This is a genomic window from Polaribacter sp., from assembly GCF_965656025.1.
In the GTDB taxonomy this organism is placed as follows: domain Bacteria; phylum Bacteroidota; class Bacteroidia; order Flavobacteriales; family Flavobacteriaceae; genus Polaribacter.
This window is the reverse complement of sequence record NZ_CBFHJT010000062.1, coordinates 1-16,551: the sequence shown is the minus strand read 5'-3', so window position 1 is coordinate 16,551 and position 16,551 is coordinate 1. Positions and strand designations below refer to the sequence as shown.

The following is a 16,551-nucleotide window of genomic DNA, read 5'->3' as shown; positions in this document are numbered from 1 at the left end:
GCAGTACATCAAACCACAGAAGGTGTACAAGAATTGTTAGATTTTGTAGAAAGAGGCAACAATGCCTTTATGGCTTTGAATTATTTTAGAGGCGATTTTAAAGATCAACTCGAATTTACCACCAATAATTTAGATAAAGAGGTGTTCTCAATCAATGGTTTAAAAAAATTAAAAGGTGAGTTTTACTTAGAAAACAACAATTTTGGGAACAAAAACTATCATTTTGATAGAAATATTAGAAGAAATTACTTTGTTGAGTATAATGAAAACAAAACCGTTGTTTTAGGGACCACCAAAATTGATGGTGAAAAAGTACCTAATTTTATTAAAGTTTATCATGGTAAAGGGGCTTTTTACCTGCACACAAATCCGATTGTTTTTACCAATTATTACCTATTAAATGGTAAGGAAGGGTATGCAGCCAACCTACTCTCCTACCTTTCTAAAGATACGGTTCTGTGGGACAAACACATCAAAAGAAGTTTGTATGATTCTGAAAAGAAGAAACCTTCTATTTTTAAATTCTTTTTACAACATGCAACCCTTACTTGGTTTCTAATAGTCGCTTTTGTAGGTTTATTGTTGTTTATGCTTTTTAACGCCAGAAGAAAACAAAGAGCAATTCCGGTGATTGAACCCGAAAAAAATACCACAGTTGCGTTTACCCAAACCATTGCCAACTTGTATTTAAGTGAAGCAAATCATAAAAATTTAGTAGATAAAAAAATAACTTTTTTCTTAGAAAAAGTACGTACCAAATACTTGATAAATACCAGTAATTTAAACAGTACTTTTATAGAAAAATTAGCAGCAAAATCTGGGAATAGTTTACAAAACACAAAGTATTTAGTAAATACAATAATTACTTTACATAAAAAGGCAGAATGCTCTGAAGAAGAATTAATTAGCCTACATAAAATGATAGAAAAATATTTCAACAAATAACTATGGATACACCTAATTTAGACAATTTAGAAAATCAAGAAAACGTAGATAAAATTGAGTTTACAAACAGATTAGATGTTGCTGAACTTCAAGAAAATGTACACCTTATAAAACAGCAATTACAAAAAGTAATTGTTGGGCAAAAAAACATGGTAGATTTGTTAATTGTAGCATTACTTTCAGACGGACATGTATTAATAGAAGGTGTACCTGGAGTTGCAAAAACCATTACAGCAAAACTACTGTCTAAAACCATTGCCACAGATTTTAGTAGAATTCAGTTTACGCCAGATTTAATGCCTTCGGATATTTTAGGAACCTCTGTATATAATTTACAAACCACTGAATTCGAGTTTAAAAAAGGGCCTATTTTTTCTAGTATGATTTTAATTGACGAAATCAACAGAGCACCTGCAAAAACACAAGCAGCTTTGTTTGAAGTGATGGAAGAAAAACAAGTTACCATTGATGGAAACACCTATAAAATGGAAGCTCCTTTTATGGTTTTAGCAACGCAAAACCCTATAGAACAAGAAGGAACTTATAGATTGCCAGAGGCGCAATTAGATCGTTTTTTGTTTAAAATAAATGTAGATTATCCAAATGCTACAGAAGAATTTGAAATCATTTTAAAAGAACAAGCTTTAGAAAACACTTCTAAAACTAGTAAAATTGAAACTGTAATAAAGGCCTCTAAAATCATTGAGTTTAGAGATTTAGTAAAACAGGTTTCTATAGAAGAAAATCTCTTAAAATACATTGCCAATATTGTGGTAAACACGCGTTCTAACTCGTTTTTATATTTAGGTGCTTCACCAAGAGCAAGTATTGCTATTTTAAATGCATCTAAAGCGTTTGCAGCCATAGATGGTAGAGATTTTGTAACACCAGAAGATATTAAAAACGCAACCATACCCGTTTTACAACACAGAGTTATTGTAACTCCAGAAAGAGAAATGGAAGGTTTAACAAGTAAACAAATTATAGAACAAATTATAGAGGCAGTAGAAATACCCAGATAATTAATAGTTGTTAATTTTTAGTTGATGGTATTTAATATCCACTAAAAATGAAAAAACAAAAACGAACCTATTGAAACATTTATATAAAACCCTTTTTCTAAACAATCGTTTTTTCTACTTACTGGCTTGCATTGCCATATTGTTTGTAGTTGGTTTTTTTGCACCCCTATTTTACGATATTTCTAAAATATTGCTTTTTGTGTTAGGGCTTTTGCTAGTTATAGATGTTTTTTTATTGTACAACCTTCAAAAAGGCATTACTTTACATCGAACTTTGCCAGAAAGATTATCTAATGGAGATGCCAACAAAGTTAGTTTGCAACTTCAAAATAATTATTCTTTTACGACGCACTTATCTATTATAGAAGAACTCCCTTATCAATTTCAGAAAAGAAATTTTGTTTTTCCTTTGACACTTTCTACTAAAGAAGAAAAAACTATTTTTTACGATTTAAAACCAACAGAAAGAGGTGTTTACAGTTTTGGAAACACCAATATTTACACAAACACACCTTTACAGTTAGCTACTAAAAAATATGTCTTAGCAGCAGAAAAAGAACTAAAGTGCTATCCTTCTTTTTTAAAGTTAAGGGAATTCAATTTTAAAGCTTTTACCAATGATGTAATTTCTTACGGAACCAAAAAAGTAAGAAGAATTGGGCATTCTTTAGAGTTTGAACAAATTAAAGAGTATGTTTCTGGTGATGATATTAGAACCCTAAATTGGAAAGCGACTGCGAAAAGTAATCAGTTAATGGTGAATCAATATGTTGAAGAAAAATCGCAGCCAGTGTATGCTATTATTGATAAAGGACGTGCAATGCAAATGCATTTTAACGGCTTAAATTTATTAGATTACGCCATAAACGCCACCTTAGCGATTAGCAATATTATTTTAAGAAAACAAGACAAAGCAGGAATGCTTTCTTTTTCTAAAAAATTAGAAGATTGGGTGGTTGCCGAAAAAAGAAACTCGCAAATGAGTTTGATTTCAGAATCTTTATACAATTTAAAAACAGATTTTTCTGAGTCAGATTTTGGGGGTTTGTATGCGGTAGTTAAAAGAAAAATTACCCATAGAAGTTTGTTAATTTTGTTTACAAATTTTGAAACTATGGATGGTTTAAATAGACAATTATCTTATTTACGTGCTTTGGCAAAAAACCATTTGGTGTTAATTGTTTTCTTTAAAAACACGGAGTTAGAAAGTTTGATAAATACCAAACCAGACAATATACAAGGTGTGTATGATAGTATTATTGCAGAAAAATTTATGTACGAAAAAATTAGTATTGTCAACGAATTAAAAAAATACGGGATACAATCTGTGTTAACCACTCCAGAAAATTTAACAGGCGACACCATTAACAAATATCTGGAATTTAAATCTAGAGGACTTTTTTAAAATTAACTATAAAACAATAAAAAATGAACAACTTAAAATTAAAACTAAAAAAAGTAGATGCCACAAAATATGGCTTAATTATTGGATCTGTAATGGCTTTATTAGCTTTAATAATGCTTATAATAGCGTTTATTTTCACCTCTTTAATAGGAATAAGCACTTCCAATAGCGGATATGAAATGGGTTATTTATTCGGTGGTGGTTTTGTCATGGTTATTTTTGGCCCAATAGTATATTTTATTTTTGGTTTTCTTTTTGGATGGATTGGTGCATTGCTATTCAACTTTATACTTAAGAAAACTGGTGGCCTAGATTTAGAGTTTGAAAAAACCGGTTTAGATATAAATACTATTGGTAAAGAATAAAAAGAATAAAAACTAAAAACTGTCTAAAAAGTATACTTTAATACTTTTTAGACAGCTTTTTTTATTTTGAGTTTTTGGTTTGTTTGTTCTTTTCTTCTGTCAAGGGTTTCCATGTTCCGTCATAATTTATAGTAGTTCTGTGACTGCTGTTTACCCTTAAAACACTTTTTTTATTGGCAAAAAGAGTTATAATTATTCTGTAATCATCATATTTACTATCCAACCAATATTTTAGTATGTATTTATTCTCTTTAAACTCAGTTTCTGTTTTATAAGGCGTTCCTTTAAAGGAAACACCCGTATCATTGGTGTTATAGCCTCTACCTAATTGTTGCTGGCCATAATAAGGTAAATCCATATGAATGCTATCTTTATTAATATTCAAAAAATTAGGGTTTCCAATTAAGTTGATATTATTGGTCGTACTACCTGGAGGCATTAAGCTTTGCAAACCAGTTACCCCCATATTTAAACCTATAGGTTGTGCCCAATCAAAAGAAAGTGCAATTTTTTTGCTTTTTACAATATCTTTTAGATTGGCTATTTCTGCATCTGTACCATTGTATTTTAAGCTAGAGCAACTAACAAAAAACATCATCAAACACGCTACTACTAGTCTCATAATAAATCTATTTTGAATCATAATTATAATAAATTTACAAAATTATCTCTAAAAACTCTTTAAAAAAATCATAAAATAAAAGTTAATTCGCTGTTTTACAATACATTTATTATATGCAAATATATTTTGCATCTTCTGTTATTAATGATTCTCTTTCAGTAAATTAAATACTATTTTTGATTTCTAAAAAATAAGAATGAGTGTAGCTATTATTTTTGAAGATGAATATATCTTATGTGTTAGTAAACCTAATAATATGTTGGTACATCATGCTTTTCATTCTAGAAATGTTGCCAATGAAACTTCTCTTTTACAACAAATTGAAATTGATAAAGGTGTAAAAACGTATCCAGTACATAGATTAGACAGAAAAACGTCTGGCATTATTTTATTAGCAAAAGACAAAAACTTTGTAGCTAAATTTCAAGAGTTATTTACCATTAATACCATTCAGAAAACTTATTATGGTGTAGTTCGTGGTTTTGCTCCAGAAACAAAAATTATAGATTCGCCAGTAAAAGGACGAGATGCAAACGTGCACAAAGAAGCCTTAACACATTTAAAAACGTTGGCAAATGTTACTTTAGAAATTCCTGTAAAGCCTTATGATACTTCACGTTATAGTTTGGTAGAATTGCAACCCAAAACAGGAAGAATGCATCAATTAAGAGTGCATGCCAATAAAATTAGTCACCCTTTAATTGGTGATGCAAAATATGGTGATAAAAACCATGACATGATGTTCGCAGAAAATTTTAATTGTAAAAATTTGTTTTTGCATGCAGGTAAATTAAAATTTACACATCCTTTTACCCAGGAAAAACTCAACTTAAATGCAAATTTCCCTAATGATTGGATCACTATTTTTGAACGTTTTTCTTGGGAAAATCCTTTGGAAATATGACACCTTAATTTGCAAAAAAAACTTTTAATACAGCAATATTCTTATTATTAGAAATAAAGTTAGCAAACAGGTTTAGCCCTGATTGAAGCATCTGTTTGAGCTCTTTTTTAGTTGTCAGTTCGAGTAATCACGCTTTTGGGAGTGATTGTATCGAGAACAAAACTAAAAAAAGCGAGTGCTGAAAGCAGGAAATAGCTTCTAAAAAAAATTATTGTTCGATGGATTTAGCTTCAAAGGCTATTATTTCGCCAGCTTCAAAAGTGGGTGTAATTTCTATGGGATTACAACAAACTTCGCAATCTTCTATATAAGTTTGCTGTCTTACGCTGCTGTCTAAAATCATAGAAATTTCTTCCCAGCAATAAGGGCATTGAAAAAAATGTTCTTGCTCCACTACTCGATTACTTTTAAAACTAATTTTCCGTTTTTTTCTCCTGTAAAAAGTCTGTTATAGGTTTCTCTAAAATTTTCAATTCCTTCGTAAATATCTTCTCTCGATTTTAATTTACCTTCTTGTAACCAAGTACTCATTTCTTTAGCGGCTTTTCCAAAATCTTTGGTATAATCCATAACCACCATACCCTGCATGGTAGAACGCGTTACCAAAAGCGATAAATAATTGCTTGGACCGTTAATTTTGTTTTTGTTGTTGTATTGAGAAATGGCACCACAAATAACCACTTTTGCATGCATTCTTAATTTAGATAAAGCTGCATCTAAAATGACACCTCCAACATTGTCAAAATAGACATCTATCCCTTTTGGGCATTTCTTTTTTAAGGCCGAATAAATGTTTTCTGACTTGTAATCGATGGCTTCATCAAAACCCAATTCGTTTTTAATATAATTGCATTTTTCTTGGCCACCAGCAATACCAATAACTGTACAGCCTTTAATTTTTGCAATTTGGCCAACAATAGCACCCACTGCACCTGCAGCACCCGAAACCAAGACAATATCGCCTTCTTTGATGTTTCCAACCTCTAAAATTCCGAAATAGGCAGTCATACCTGGCATGCCCAAAGCACCTAAATACATGGGCATAGAGGCTAGTTTTTCATCTACTTTAAACCAACCATCTCCATTAGAAACTGAGTATTGTTGTACACCGCCCCAACTTGTAACACAGTCTCCAATATCAAATTTTGGGTTGTTGTTATTTTTGATGACTTTACCAATAGCACCTGCACGCATAACATGGTCTAATTCTACAGGTGGAATGTATGATTTTGTATCATTCATCCAGCCACGCATTGCAGGATCTAAAGAGATATAATGATGTTGAATTAAGATTTCTCCTTCTTCTAACTCAGGAATATCGTTTTCTTCTAATTTCCAAGTATTTTCGTCTGGGAAACCTTTGGGTCTATTTTTTAAAATGATTTGCTTGTTTGTCATCGTTTAAATTCTATGCTATAAAAATAAGAAAGCTTATGGAAATAAGATTAAAAATAGCAAAGGAAAAATTAAACCTAATGCCGCTAATTTCCATCCTCTTTTAGAAAAACCATTTTTTCCTGTAGGAATTAAAATACCTGTAATAGCAATTAACAACATAGCTGCACCAAAAATATCTGAATACCAAATCCAAAAATTATTTGTGGTTTTATGCAAGTACATGGTTTGCCCAATAATAGGTACTTTTCTTTGAAATTCTATATTTCCTTTTCCTGTTTGTAAGTCTGCATCTAAAACGGCATTATTTTTAAAAAACACACGTAATTTACCCTCTCTAACTCGATGACCTGTATAAGTAACATCAAAATCTTTAGTTGTTGCTATTAAATAATCTTTAGAAATCTGTTTGTTATCTTCAGGTAAATTTAGTTGAACATCTTTTGTTTCATAGGTATAATTCATAGGATACCAATCTTGACGATGATTTAAAATAATACCTGAAAATGAGAATGCGATAATTAATCCTACATAAAAATAGGCAAAATCTCTGTGTAAACTTCTATTTGTAACTTTCATATTTAAAATAATAATTAAGTCGCAAATCTATTTAGATTAAATCTAAATAACTAATATTTTAATAAGTTTTTAATCGCTTTTTCTAAACTATTTTTACCTAAGTATTGTTGCTCTAAATTTGTATCAAAAGGGATGGGAGTTTCTAAACTAGCTACCCTTTTTACTGGAGCATCTAAAAACTCGAAACAATTTTCATTAATTAAAGCAGAAATGTCGCTTGCAATTCCTCCAAAAAGAGAATCTTCTTGCACAATTAAAGCTTTGTTAGTTTTTTTAACAGATTGATAAATTGTTGCTGTATCTAAAGGTTGTAGTGTTCTTAAATCGATAAGGTCTGCAGAAATTTCTGGGTTTTTCTCTAAAACTTCTAACACCCAATGTATGGCAGCTCCGTAACTAACTATCGTAATGTTTTTTCCTTCTTTTATAGTTGCTGCTTTCCCTATCTCTGTAGTGAAATAATTTTCAGAAACTTCTTGATAAACAGATCTGTATAAAGCTTTATGCTCAAAAAATAAGACTGGGTTTGGGTCGTTAATTGCTGCAATTAATAGTCCTTTGGCATCTTGTGGAAATGCTGGGTAGATAACTTTTAAACCAGGTGTTTTTGTAAACCAAGCTTCATTTGTTTGACTATGAAAAGGACCTGCTCCTACGCCTGCTCCACAAGGCATTCTTATAACAACATCTGCATTTTGGTTCCATCTATAATACGATTTTGCCAATAAATTTACAATAGGATTAAAACCAGAAGAAACAAAATCTGCAAACTGCATTTCTACCACTGCTTTCATACCATTTACAGACAAACCATAAGCTGCAGAAACAATGGCAGATTCACAAATAGGTGTGTTTCTAACTCGTTCCTTGCCAAATTTTTCTACAAAGCCATCTGTAATTTTAAAAACACCTCCATAATCAGCAACATCTTGCCCCATAATTAAGAGGTTTTTATATTTTTCCATAGCTTGAAATAACCCTTGTGATACTGCATCTACAAAGCGAATACGATTTGTTTGTTCTGAAGGATTTATTTTTTCTAATTGCTCATTTTTAAAAACATCATTCAATTCTGTTTCTAAATTTGGGGTGATTTTTCCCTCTGCGTAAGCTTTTTCTAATCCTGAATTGATTTCTTTTAAAATCTCTTCTTTGTAAGCTATTTCGATTGCTTCGGTTAGTATTTTTTCATTTTTTAAAAATTCTTGAAAATTTTCTACCGGATCTTTACTCGCCCAAAAATCTAAAAGATCTTGTGGTACGTATTTGGTGCCACTTGCCTCTTCGTGACCACGCATTCTAAAAGTTTTAAACTCAATTAAAACAGGTCTTGGTTTTTTGCGAATACTTTCTGCGATTTCGGTTATTTTAGAATACACTTCTAAAATATTATTACCATCAATAATATAACTTTCTATGCCATAACCAATGCCTTTATCTGCAATATTTACGCAATTAAATTGCTCTGAAGTTGGTGTAGATAAACCATAACCATTATTTTCTACACAAAATAATACTGGTAAACTCCAAACAGAGGCCACATTTAAAGCTTCATGAAAATCACCTTCACTTGTGCCACCTTCTCCTGTAAAAACAGCGCAAATTTTGTTATTGCTTTTAAGTTTATTTGCCAGTGCAATTCCGTCTGCAACGCCCATTTGTGGGCCTAAATGAGAAATCATACCTAAAATATGATATTCTTGTGTACCAAAATGAAAACTTCTGTCTCTACCTTTTGTAAAACCGTTTAATTTACCCTGCCATTGAGAAAACAGACGGTCTAAAGGGATGTTTCTACTTGTAAAAACACCTAAGTTTCTATGCATTGGTAAAATATACTCATCATCATATAAAGCTGCAGTTACACCCACAGCAATTGCCTCTTGCCCAATACCAGAAAACCATTTAGAAATTTTTCCTTGTCTCAATAGAATTAGCATTTTTTCTTCTATTAAGCGTGGTTTTAATAAACTTTTATAGAGATGTAGTAATTGTTCTTTAGAAATAGAATTTGCGATAAATTTAATTTTATCTGACATAAATTAAACATTTTGTAATCCTAACAAACTTAATAATTCAAAAAGAGAATCCATAAAAAAATCCCTATCATTTTAAATGATAAGGATTTTTAATCTTTTTTTTTAAATTAGAAGCTATTTACAATTCTTTAAAGATTGCATGCATCATTCTTTTCTTATCGTTGATGCTTTCTTCTAAAGCAATCATCGTTTCTGTTCTGTTAACACCTGGTACATCATCTATTTTATAAATAATATCTTTAGCGTCGTTGGTGCTTTTTGCTCTTACTTTACAAAAAATATTATATTTTCCTGCTGTAACATAAGCTACTGTTACGTTTGGTATTTGTCTTAAATTTTCAATAACACTTTGGGTCATAGAAGTTTTTTCTAAATAAACACCAACGTGTGCTATAAAAGAATAGCCCATTTTTTCGTAGTTAAGTGTTAAAGTAGATCCCTGTATGATGCCTTCATCTTCCATCTTTTTTACACGAACGTGTATAGTTCCCGCAGATACTAACAACTGTTTTGCGATGTCTGTAAAAGGTGTTCTTGCATTCTCAATTAAAATATCTAAGATTTGGTGGTCTATTTCGTCTAAGATGAATTTTTTCATAATTTGTATATTATTCAATTATAGTTACAAATTTATGAATTAAATTTAACTAAACAAGAATAAAAATGAGAAATATTTAAAAAATTTACCTTTCGAAAACGATTTCGTGGTGTCCAATATTGGTTTTTTTTACTTTTTCATCCTTTTTTACCAATTTAGTTACCAATTTGTTATCTATAATTTGATCTTGATATTGATACGCAATGTCATTATCTGCATTTTGGTATCGATGAATAACGTCATAAAAGATTTTATCATTATTTGGAATGTTAAAATAGCCTTTGTAAGTTTTAAATTCTGATGAATTTGCAATGTAGTGCAAACCTTGTAAGATGGAAAAGAAAGTATATTTTCTAGTTTCTTCTCTCCCATAATCATTGGGAAAATGACCAGATTCAATCAATATTGTATTGTAACCTAGTTTTTGAAAATTATCTCCTGTAGCTGTTGGGTAAAACTCATCTGTATATCTGCCAACGCAATTTGGAATTGTAGTTTGCAGCATACTATTCATAGCAACGATTACATTCATAGTGGCTATTCTGCCAGGTGTAAGCATTCTGGTTACTTCTTCAGAAGGTGCTAAAAAAGAAATGGTAGCTGGATTTTTGGTGTTTTCTACATTAAAAATGGTTCTTTGATCGTGTAAATTAAAACAGAATTCTGGTTTGAAGTCTTCTAAAATATTACGCAACAACTTACTTTCCTTCGCTTTTCTATCTACGGCATCTCTATTTAAGTCAACATCATTTGCATTTACTCTTGTATATACCTCTGCTCCATCAGGATTTAACATAGGTATAAAAACCAACGTACACTCGTTTAAAATAGACCGTAAAGTATCATTACGATCATTTAAAAAACAGTTGAAAAGATCAAACAAGGCTCTAGTACCTGTACTTTCATTACCATGCATTTGAGACCATAATAATATTTTCTTTTTTCCAGTACCTATTTTAAGTTGATAAATGGGTCTCTCTTCTTCTGAAGTACCAATTTGTTGTACTTCGAAAATAGCTTCGTATTTATGAAATAAATTTTGAATGTCTTTAAAACGAATCCATTTTCCAAAAAGGGATGTTTCTTTTTGTGCTTTAAAAATAGTTTCTAAAAATTCTACAGTTAGTAAGTTCATATAATAGTGCAATAATATTTTGTAAAAATAAACCAATCACATTTGTAATCAAACTAAAAAGATACAATTGTAAACTTTAGTAATATTACAAATGTAAACAAGATTAATTCATATAAAATTAACTTTTGTAAACAGATGGTTCTAGAAGAGTTTACAAGTAACATTAGTGTAATTTATGAAATAAAAAATATTTATAATTAAATTATAAAATAATGTTTTTTAGTTTATTATGTATTTTAATTAAAGTTTATATTTAATTAAATATATTGATGTTTATTTTTATTTATAATTTAATATGGTTATTAAATACAATAGTTTTACATTTGTAAAACAATACTATTTTACAATGATAAACAGTGGTGATTTTACAAATAGGCTAAAAAAAATTATGGATTACCATCAACTTTCTGCATCTATGTTTGCAGATAAGGTGGGTGTGCAACGTTCTAGTATTTCGCATATTTTATCGGGTAGAAATAAACCAAGTTTAGATTTTATTTTAAAAGTAACTACAGAATTTACAGATGTTGATATTCATTGGTTATTAAATGGCAAAGGTGTTTTTCCGAATAATGAAGTTTCTAGAACACAAAATACAGCCACTACTCCATCTTTATTTAATACTTCTGAAACTACAACAGGTAAAAAAATACAACGTATTGTTGTTTTTTATACAGATGGTACTTTTGATGAATATTTAAAATAAAGTATACAAATATGGATGGTTGGGGTGCTTTAACTATGCTAATTAAAAGACAAGAAGCTGCTAAAAACAGAAAAGCTGTTTTAAAAAAAGCATTACAAGAAAAGAAAATGTCTTATTTGCATGTAGAAAATAAGACTGAATTTGGGTTTCCAGAATTATCTACAGTGGAATTGAAACAACTAAAGAATGATATTAGAAAAGAAATTAAAAAACAGCGCATAAAAAGCATTATTTCATCACTTATATTACTTATTTCAATAATTAGTATCGTTTACTTCATTTTTCTCTTTAAAAAGTAGTTTACAAACGTTCTTATTTGTTTCTATTCTATTAGTGACGCCATATTTGTTTTAATGATAGCTATATTTCTTTCTCTATTAGAGTTGGTACTTTTTTCTTGTTTTGAAACCATAGAACGCATTAAATTAATCATTACCTGGTTAAAATTGAACTTTTTGTATTGAATGCCCTTTGCAACCATATCATCTAATAAATTTTTTATAGCTTGTAGATTATTGCTTTTAGCGACCCTATCAAATGCTTTTGTGTATAATGCTTTATCTTTAGTAGTTCCAGATAAATACATACCAGAGATAATATTTTTAGCTATAAAAGCTAACTCAGATTCATCATTTGCTTCTATAAATATTCTCGTTAAAGGAGTTGCTAGTATTTTTCGAACTTCGTCGGGTAATTCTTTCGACTTTTTTATTGCCAAATCCTTATCTACATAATACATGGCCACCAAAGATTTACCCAAGACTGCAAAAGATTCGCTTTCTAACCCATCTGCAAAAATTTGTTTTAATTCAGGATCTATAAGTTTACCTAAAGTTTCTATTGCTGCTGCTTTTACAAGTGTTTTATTATCTTCCTTAGCCATTTGCATAATTTTTCTAATGGCGTCTTTTTTAGAGAATTTATTTATTAAATCTATATTTTCTAGAGCTAAAATTCTAATCTTATAAGAAGTATCATCCATGGCAGCTACTACTGAGTTAAAAGCGTCTTTATCATCTTGTTTTTTTGCTATTTCTAGCAAAGCTTCTCTTCTATGTCCGTAATTTAGAGCGTTTTTTAATTGAAAAATATAATCGCTTAAAACCTTGTTTTCAATGATTTCGCACAATAAAACGCCATCTGCATTCACCTGAATTAAAGTAGGTTGCTTCTTGTAATTAAAAGTAAAAGAAGCATCATTATTTTCTATAAATACAGTTTCTCTTCTTCTTTTATTGCCTTCAAAAATATCTATAGTCAAAGGAAATTGAAATTTTTCTGGTTGTTGCTGATAGATATTTACAGTAACCGTTTTTCTAATCAAATTATAATCGTAAGAAACGCTAATTGTAGGGTGATTGGCACCATAATACCATTGGTTAAAAAACCAGTTTAAATCTTTACCTGTTATTTTCTCGAAAATTAAACGTAATTGTGGTACTTCTGCTGATTGATATTTGTACTCGTTTAAATAGGTTTTTAATCCTAAAAAAAAGGCCTCATCACCTAAATAATTTCGAAGCATATGCAAAATGGTTCCTCCTTTATTATAACTAACTAAATCAAACAAATCTTCTTTGTCATCATAATTAAAACGAACTAAGTTTTTATCTGATTCTTGTCCCGTTAAATACAGTTGATTATTATCGTATAAATGCATTTCTGCAGCTTCTGAACCATACTTGTGTTCTTGCCATAAATACTCACTATAATTAGCAAAAGATTCATTTAAAGTTAAGTTACTCCAGCTTTCTGAAGTTACTAAATTGCCAAACCAATGATGAAAAAGTTCGTGTGCAATCGTATTTTCGTGTTTATTTTCGTCTATTAATTGCCCTGGTTTTTGGTATGCTTGTTCTCCATGAACCACAGCTGTTGTGTTTTCCATAGCACCAGAAACATAATCTCTAACCACTATTTGGCTGTATTTGTTCCAAGGAAACGCTACGCCTAATTTTTCTGAGAAAAACTGCATCATTTCTGGTGTGTTACCAAAAATTTGTTTTGCATAAGGTGCGTATTCTTTTTCTACGTAATAGTTAATAGGAATATTTTTATAATTAGCATCTTCTACAATTTCAAATTCACCCACGCCTAAAAAAAACAAATAAGGTGCATGTTTTTGATCTAATTTCCAATAATCAGTTCTATTTGCTCCCTTTTTTGTTTGACTAACTAATTCTCCATTAGAAAGTGTAACATATTTATTAGGAACTGTAATATAAATTTCTTGTGTTGTTTTTTGATTTGGTGCATCAATTGTTGGAAACCAACAGCTACTACCTTCTGTTTCTCCTTGTGTCCAAATTTGTGTTGGTTTTTTTTTGTCTAACCCAGACGCATTAATAAAGTACAAACCCTTGGCAGATGTAATGGCATCACTTCCCTTTTCTTTTACTTTATCAGGTCTTGCTGTATAATTGATATACACAGTAAAAGTTTCTTCTTTGGTATATTTTTTAGGTAGATTTATGGTAATTTGATATCCATCATAAGCGTACTCTAATTTTTTATTTTGAAGGGTGATATTATGAATTACCATTGCTTTTGCGTCTAAAACAAAAGTATCGGAATCATAAAAATAAGGTTTTGCAGTAACCCAGGCTTCTCCATTTAGCTCTTTTTTATCAAAATTAAAACCAACTTTTAACTTTGTATGGATTAAGCTGTGTGTTTTTTCTCTTTCTGCTTTATAGTTAGTGGTATTTTGTGATATACCAATTGTTGTAATGCCTAAAAACAGCATTAAAAAACAAATTTTAAACTTCATAAATAATAATTTCTTGTCGCTCCAAAAGTAATAATTATGGAGATAGAACGTGTTAATGAGCAGTTAAATTCAAAAAATGTACCAAACTAAACGTAAAAAAGCCTTAATTTTTTACAATTAAGGCTTTTAGTTTTTTGAATTTATTGTTTAATTCTCATTAAACATATTAGAAAACTGTTTTAAAGACGAACTATCTCCATTAAAGTCCATACTATTTAAAGTTTCTATAATTTTTGCAGGATTCATGTTTTCTCCTAATAATCTTGCAACTCCTACTCCTTGCTTATCACCATAACCAAAGGCAATTACTTCATCTATAGAATCTGTATCTCCAGAATAATAAACCTTTACATTCATCCCTTTTGCCTTCATAGACATTAGGTTTTTGTAGTCTGTATTATCTTTAAAAATATTTTTTAAGGTTGCTTTTTCTTTTAAATAAACAGCTTCGTTTTCTGCTGTTTTAGGTAAAAATACAATGTTAATTTTTTTGATACTTTTTATGGTCTCTTTTACATCTTCAGAGACATCTGCTTTTGCAGAAAGTACAGAACTTACTGGTAAATCTCCAGTGTAAAAGCCATCTTTACCACTTGTTTCTACTAAATAACTTTGTAAAGATTTATCGTTTTTACAAGAAGTTATCAATAAAACTAAAGTTAGTATAGAAAGTATTTTATGTATGTTTTTCATTTTAATTGTGTTTTTAGTGTTAAAAATAACTTTTTAGAGTTCTAGTTAGATTTCTCGTTATTTATAAAAGTATCTGCTAAATCAGACATTTTATTAATATCTATATTACCTGTTAAAGAAACAATTACAGCTTCTGCCATACCATTTGTTTTTTTGTCTACACCTTTTATAAACATTAAAACTTCGCTAACATAATCTTTATTTTTAGAGGCTTTTACGTAAATTTTTACACGCGAATCGTCTTCTTTAATACGCATTAACTCTGTAAGATTGTTCTTTTTTATAGCGGTGTTCGCCATTGTTTCCATCTTATTGGCAATGTCTTTGTTGTCTGATGAAAACATTTTAAATTCTTTTAAATCGTTTATCATTTCAAAGACTTTCATCTCTTTACTATCTTTTAGTTTTTTAGGACTAAATTTAGACAGTATTTCAAACATATCTTTGGTTACAACCACCATATCTACGCCGTCTGTGTTTTCTAAACTATCAAAAAACGTTGTTTGTGCGTTTGTTACCATTGGTGTAACAATGAACGCTAATAATATTATTATTTTTTTCATAATTTCTGTGTTTACTTGGTTTTACTAATTTTACTTGGTTTTTATTTTAATATTTTATTTACGGTATTCTCATAAGTATACAAATTGGCAACTGCCTGTTCTCCTTTTTTTAAGTTGGTAGATAACAGTTTTAATCCTTTACTTACTTGTGCGTAAATTCTTTCAGCTTCTTTTCTTTGTTGGTATTCTTTATATTGTTGTTGCCCAACAAAAACACTAATTAATAATGCAATAGATGCAGCTACAGACAACCATTTTAAGTTTTTCTTTTTAGATTTCTTAGGTTCTAACTTTATGGTTTTTGTAAATTTTTCATCTTTTGCTATAGTAAAATAGTTAAATAGATATGCATACTCTTGCAAATGTGGTGCAACATTGCCTTCTGTAAAATACTGTTTTAAGGTGGCCTCTTCTTGCAAAGTAGTAGTAGCTTCTAAATACTTTTCTACTAATTCTTCTATGTTAGCTAACTCCATAGTTGTGTTTTTTAATTAATTCTTCTCTAATTGTTTTTCTTGCTCTAGACAATGCTACTCTAACTGCTGTTGGTTTCATATCTACCATTTTACAGATTTCATCAAAATCATATTCTTCTATATCTCTTAGTTGAATAATTATTTTTTGTTGCTCAGGTAAGTTTTCTATCAATTGGTGTACTTGGTTTACACTATCTCTATATTCTACCTTTTTATCTAAAGACGTATCTTTTTCTTTATAATTACTGTGTACTAATGTTAAGTTATTTGCTTGTTTAGATTTTAATCTATCGTAACAATAATTTTTAGTCATCGTCATTGCAAATGCTTCTAC

The 16,551-nt window shown here is 29.8% G+C and carries 19 protein-coding genes; 7 read left to right on the top strand and 12 right to left on the bottom strand.

What is annotated here, in order from left to right:
- From ACTG3S_RS11320 to ACTG3S_RS11305, 4 genes are all read left to right on the top strand, one after another.
- Positions 1-945, top strand: a 945-nt coding sequence (locus tag ACTG3S_RS11320; RefSeq protein ID WP_439129465.1) for a hypothetical protein, incomplete at its 5' end; no start/stop codon positions are given.
- A 2-nt stretch (positions 946-947) separates the two neighbouring features.
- Positions 948-1,967, top strand: coding sequence for an AAA family ATPase (locus ACTG3S_RS11315; RefSeq protein ID WP_439129464.1), 1,020 nt, complete (start codon positions 948-950; stop codon positions 1,965-1,967).
- Positions 1,968-2,037: 70 nt separating this feature from the next.
- Positions 2,038-3,372: a DUF58 domain-containing protein gene (locus ACTG3S_RS11310; protein ID WP_439129463.1), complete on the top strand. Its 1,335-nt coding sequence runs from the start codon at positions 2,038-2,040 to the stop codon at positions 3,370-3,372.
- Between the two features lie 23 nt (positions 3,373-3,395).
- The gene (locus tag ACTG3S_RS11305; RefSeq protein WP_439129462.1) at positions 3,396-3,737 is read left to right on the top strand and encodes a hypothetical protein; all 342 of its coding nucleotides are present in this window, start codon (positions 3,396-3,398) and stop codon (positions 3,735-3,737) included.
- 61 nt (positions 3,738-3,798) lie between these two features.
- Here the strand turns inward: ACTG3S_RS11305 and ACTG3S_RS11300 are convergent, their stop codons facing one another.
- Positions 3,799-4,359, bottom strand: a complete 561-nt coding sequence (locus ACTG3S_RS11300) for a DUF4251 domain-containing protein (protein WP_439129461.1) — start codon at positions 4,357-4,359, stop codon at positions 3,799-3,801.
- A gap of 196 nt (positions 4,360-4,555) precedes the next feature.
- Between ACTG3S_RS11300 and ACTG3S_RS11295 the strand changes: the two genes are divergently transcribed.
- The gene (locus ACTG3S_RS11295; RefSeq protein ID WP_439129460.1) at positions 4,556-5,263 is read left to right on the top strand and encodes a pseudouridine synthase; all 708 of its coding nucleotides are present in this window, start codon (positions 4,556-4,558) and stop codon (positions 5,261-5,263) included.
- 208 nt (positions 5,264-5,471) lie between these two features.
- Here the strand turns inward: ACTG3S_RS11295 and ACTG3S_RS11290 are convergent, their stop codons facing one another.
- The 6 genes from ACTG3S_RS11290 to ACTG3S_RS11265 all read right to left on the bottom strand — a co-directional run bounded on the left by ACTG3S_RS11290 (position 5,472) and on the right by ACTG3S_RS11265 (position 11,009).
- The gene (locus tag ACTG3S_RS11290; protein ID WP_439129459.1) at positions 5,472-5,657 is read right to left on the bottom strand and encodes a CPXCG motif-containing cysteine-rich protein; all 186 of its coding nucleotides are present in this window, start codon (positions 5,655-5,657) and stop codon (positions 5,472-5,474) included.
- Positions 5,657-6,661, bottom strand: coding sequence for an NADP-dependent oxidoreductase (locus tag ACTG3S_RS11285; RefSeq protein WP_439129458.1), 1,005 nt, complete (start codon positions 6,659-6,661; stop codon positions 5,657-5,659). Before ACTG3S_RS11285 ends, ACTG3S_RS11290 begins: the two co-directional genes overlap by 1 nt.
- A 33-nt stretch (positions 6,662-6,694) precedes the next feature.
- Positions 6,695-7,237 carry a PepSY-associated TM helix domain-containing protein gene (locus ACTG3S_RS11280; RefSeq protein ID WP_439129457.1) on the bottom strand — a complete coding sequence of 181 codons (543 nt, stop codon included), beginning with the start codon at positions 7,235-7,237 and terminating at the stop codon, positions 6,695-6,697.
- A 50-nt stretch (positions 7,238-7,287) separates the two neighbouring features.
- The gene (locus tag ACTG3S_RS11275; RefSeq protein ID WP_439129456.1) at positions 7,288-9,276 is read right to left on the bottom strand and encodes an alpha-ketoacid dehydrogenase subunit alpha/beta; all 1,989 of its coding nucleotides are present in this window, start codon (positions 9,274-9,276) and stop codon (positions 7,288-7,290) included.
- A 118-nt stretch (positions 9,277-9,394) separates the two neighbouring features.
- A complete protein-coding gene (locus tag ACTG3S_RS11270) occupies positions 9,395-9,874 on the bottom strand; it encodes an Lrp/AsnC family transcriptional regulator (RefSeq protein WP_439129455.1) in 480 nt (159 codons plus the stop codon).
- A gap of 85 nt (positions 9,875-9,959) precedes the next feature.
- A complete protein-coding gene (locus ACTG3S_RS11265) occupies positions 9,960-11,009 on the bottom strand; it encodes a M14 family zinc carboxypeptidase (protein ID WP_439129454.1) in 1,050 nt (349 codons plus the stop codon).
- 346 nt (positions 11,010-11,355) lie between these two features.
- Between ACTG3S_RS11265 and ACTG3S_RS11260 the strand changes: the two genes are divergently transcribed.
- Together ACTG3S_RS11260 and ACTG3S_RS11255 are read left to right on the top strand one after the other, a co-directional pair.
- Positions 11,356-11,715, top strand: a complete 360-nt coding sequence (locus tag ACTG3S_RS11260; protein WP_439129453.1) for a helix-turn-helix domain-containing protein — start codon at positions 11,356-11,358, stop codon at positions 11,713-11,715.
- A gap of 11 nt (positions 11,716-11,726) precedes the next feature.
- Positions 11,727-12,014 carry a hypothetical protein gene (locus tag ACTG3S_RS11255; RefSeq protein ID WP_439129452.1) on the top strand — a complete coding sequence of 96 codons (288 nt, stop codon included), beginning with the start codon at positions 11,727-11,729 and terminating at the stop codon, positions 12,012-12,014.
- 23 nt (positions 12,015-12,037) lie between these two features.
- Here the strand turns inward: ACTG3S_RS11255 and ACTG3S_RS11250 are convergent, their stop codons facing one another.
- The 5 genes from ACTG3S_RS11250 to ACTG3S_RS11230 all read right to left on the bottom strand — a co-directional run.
- On the bottom strand, positions 12,038-14,485 hold the full coding sequence (locus ACTG3S_RS11250) for a M1 family aminopeptidase (RefSeq protein WP_439129451.1): 2,448 nt from the start codon (positions 14,483-14,485) through the stop codon (positions 12,038-12,040).
- A gap of 147 nt (positions 14,486-14,632) precedes the next feature.
- Positions 14,633-15,178 carry a DUF4252 domain-containing protein gene (locus ACTG3S_RS11245; RefSeq protein WP_439129450.1) on the bottom strand — a complete coding sequence of 182 codons (546 nt, stop codon included), beginning with the start codon at positions 15,176-15,178 and terminating at the stop codon, positions 14,633-14,635.
- Positions 15,179-15,219: 41 nt separating this feature from the next.
- A complete protein-coding gene (locus ACTG3S_RS11240; RefSeq protein ID WP_439129449.1) occupies positions 15,220-15,741 on the bottom strand; it encodes a DUF4252 domain-containing protein in 522 nt (173 codons plus the stop codon).
- Between the two features lie 41 nt (positions 15,742-15,782).
- Positions 15,783-16,217 carry a hypothetical protein gene (locus ACTG3S_RS11235; protein WP_439129448.1) on the bottom strand — a complete coding sequence of 145 codons (435 nt, stop codon included), beginning with the start codon at positions 16,215-16,217 and terminating at the stop codon, positions 15,783-15,785.
- Positions 16,204-16,551 (bottom strand): RNA polymerase sigma factor (locus ACTG3S_RS11230; RefSeq protein WP_439129447.1); only part of this gene is annotated, 348 nt, incomplete at its 5' end. The genes ACTG3S_RS11235 and ACTG3S_RS11230, both read right to left, overlap by 14 nt.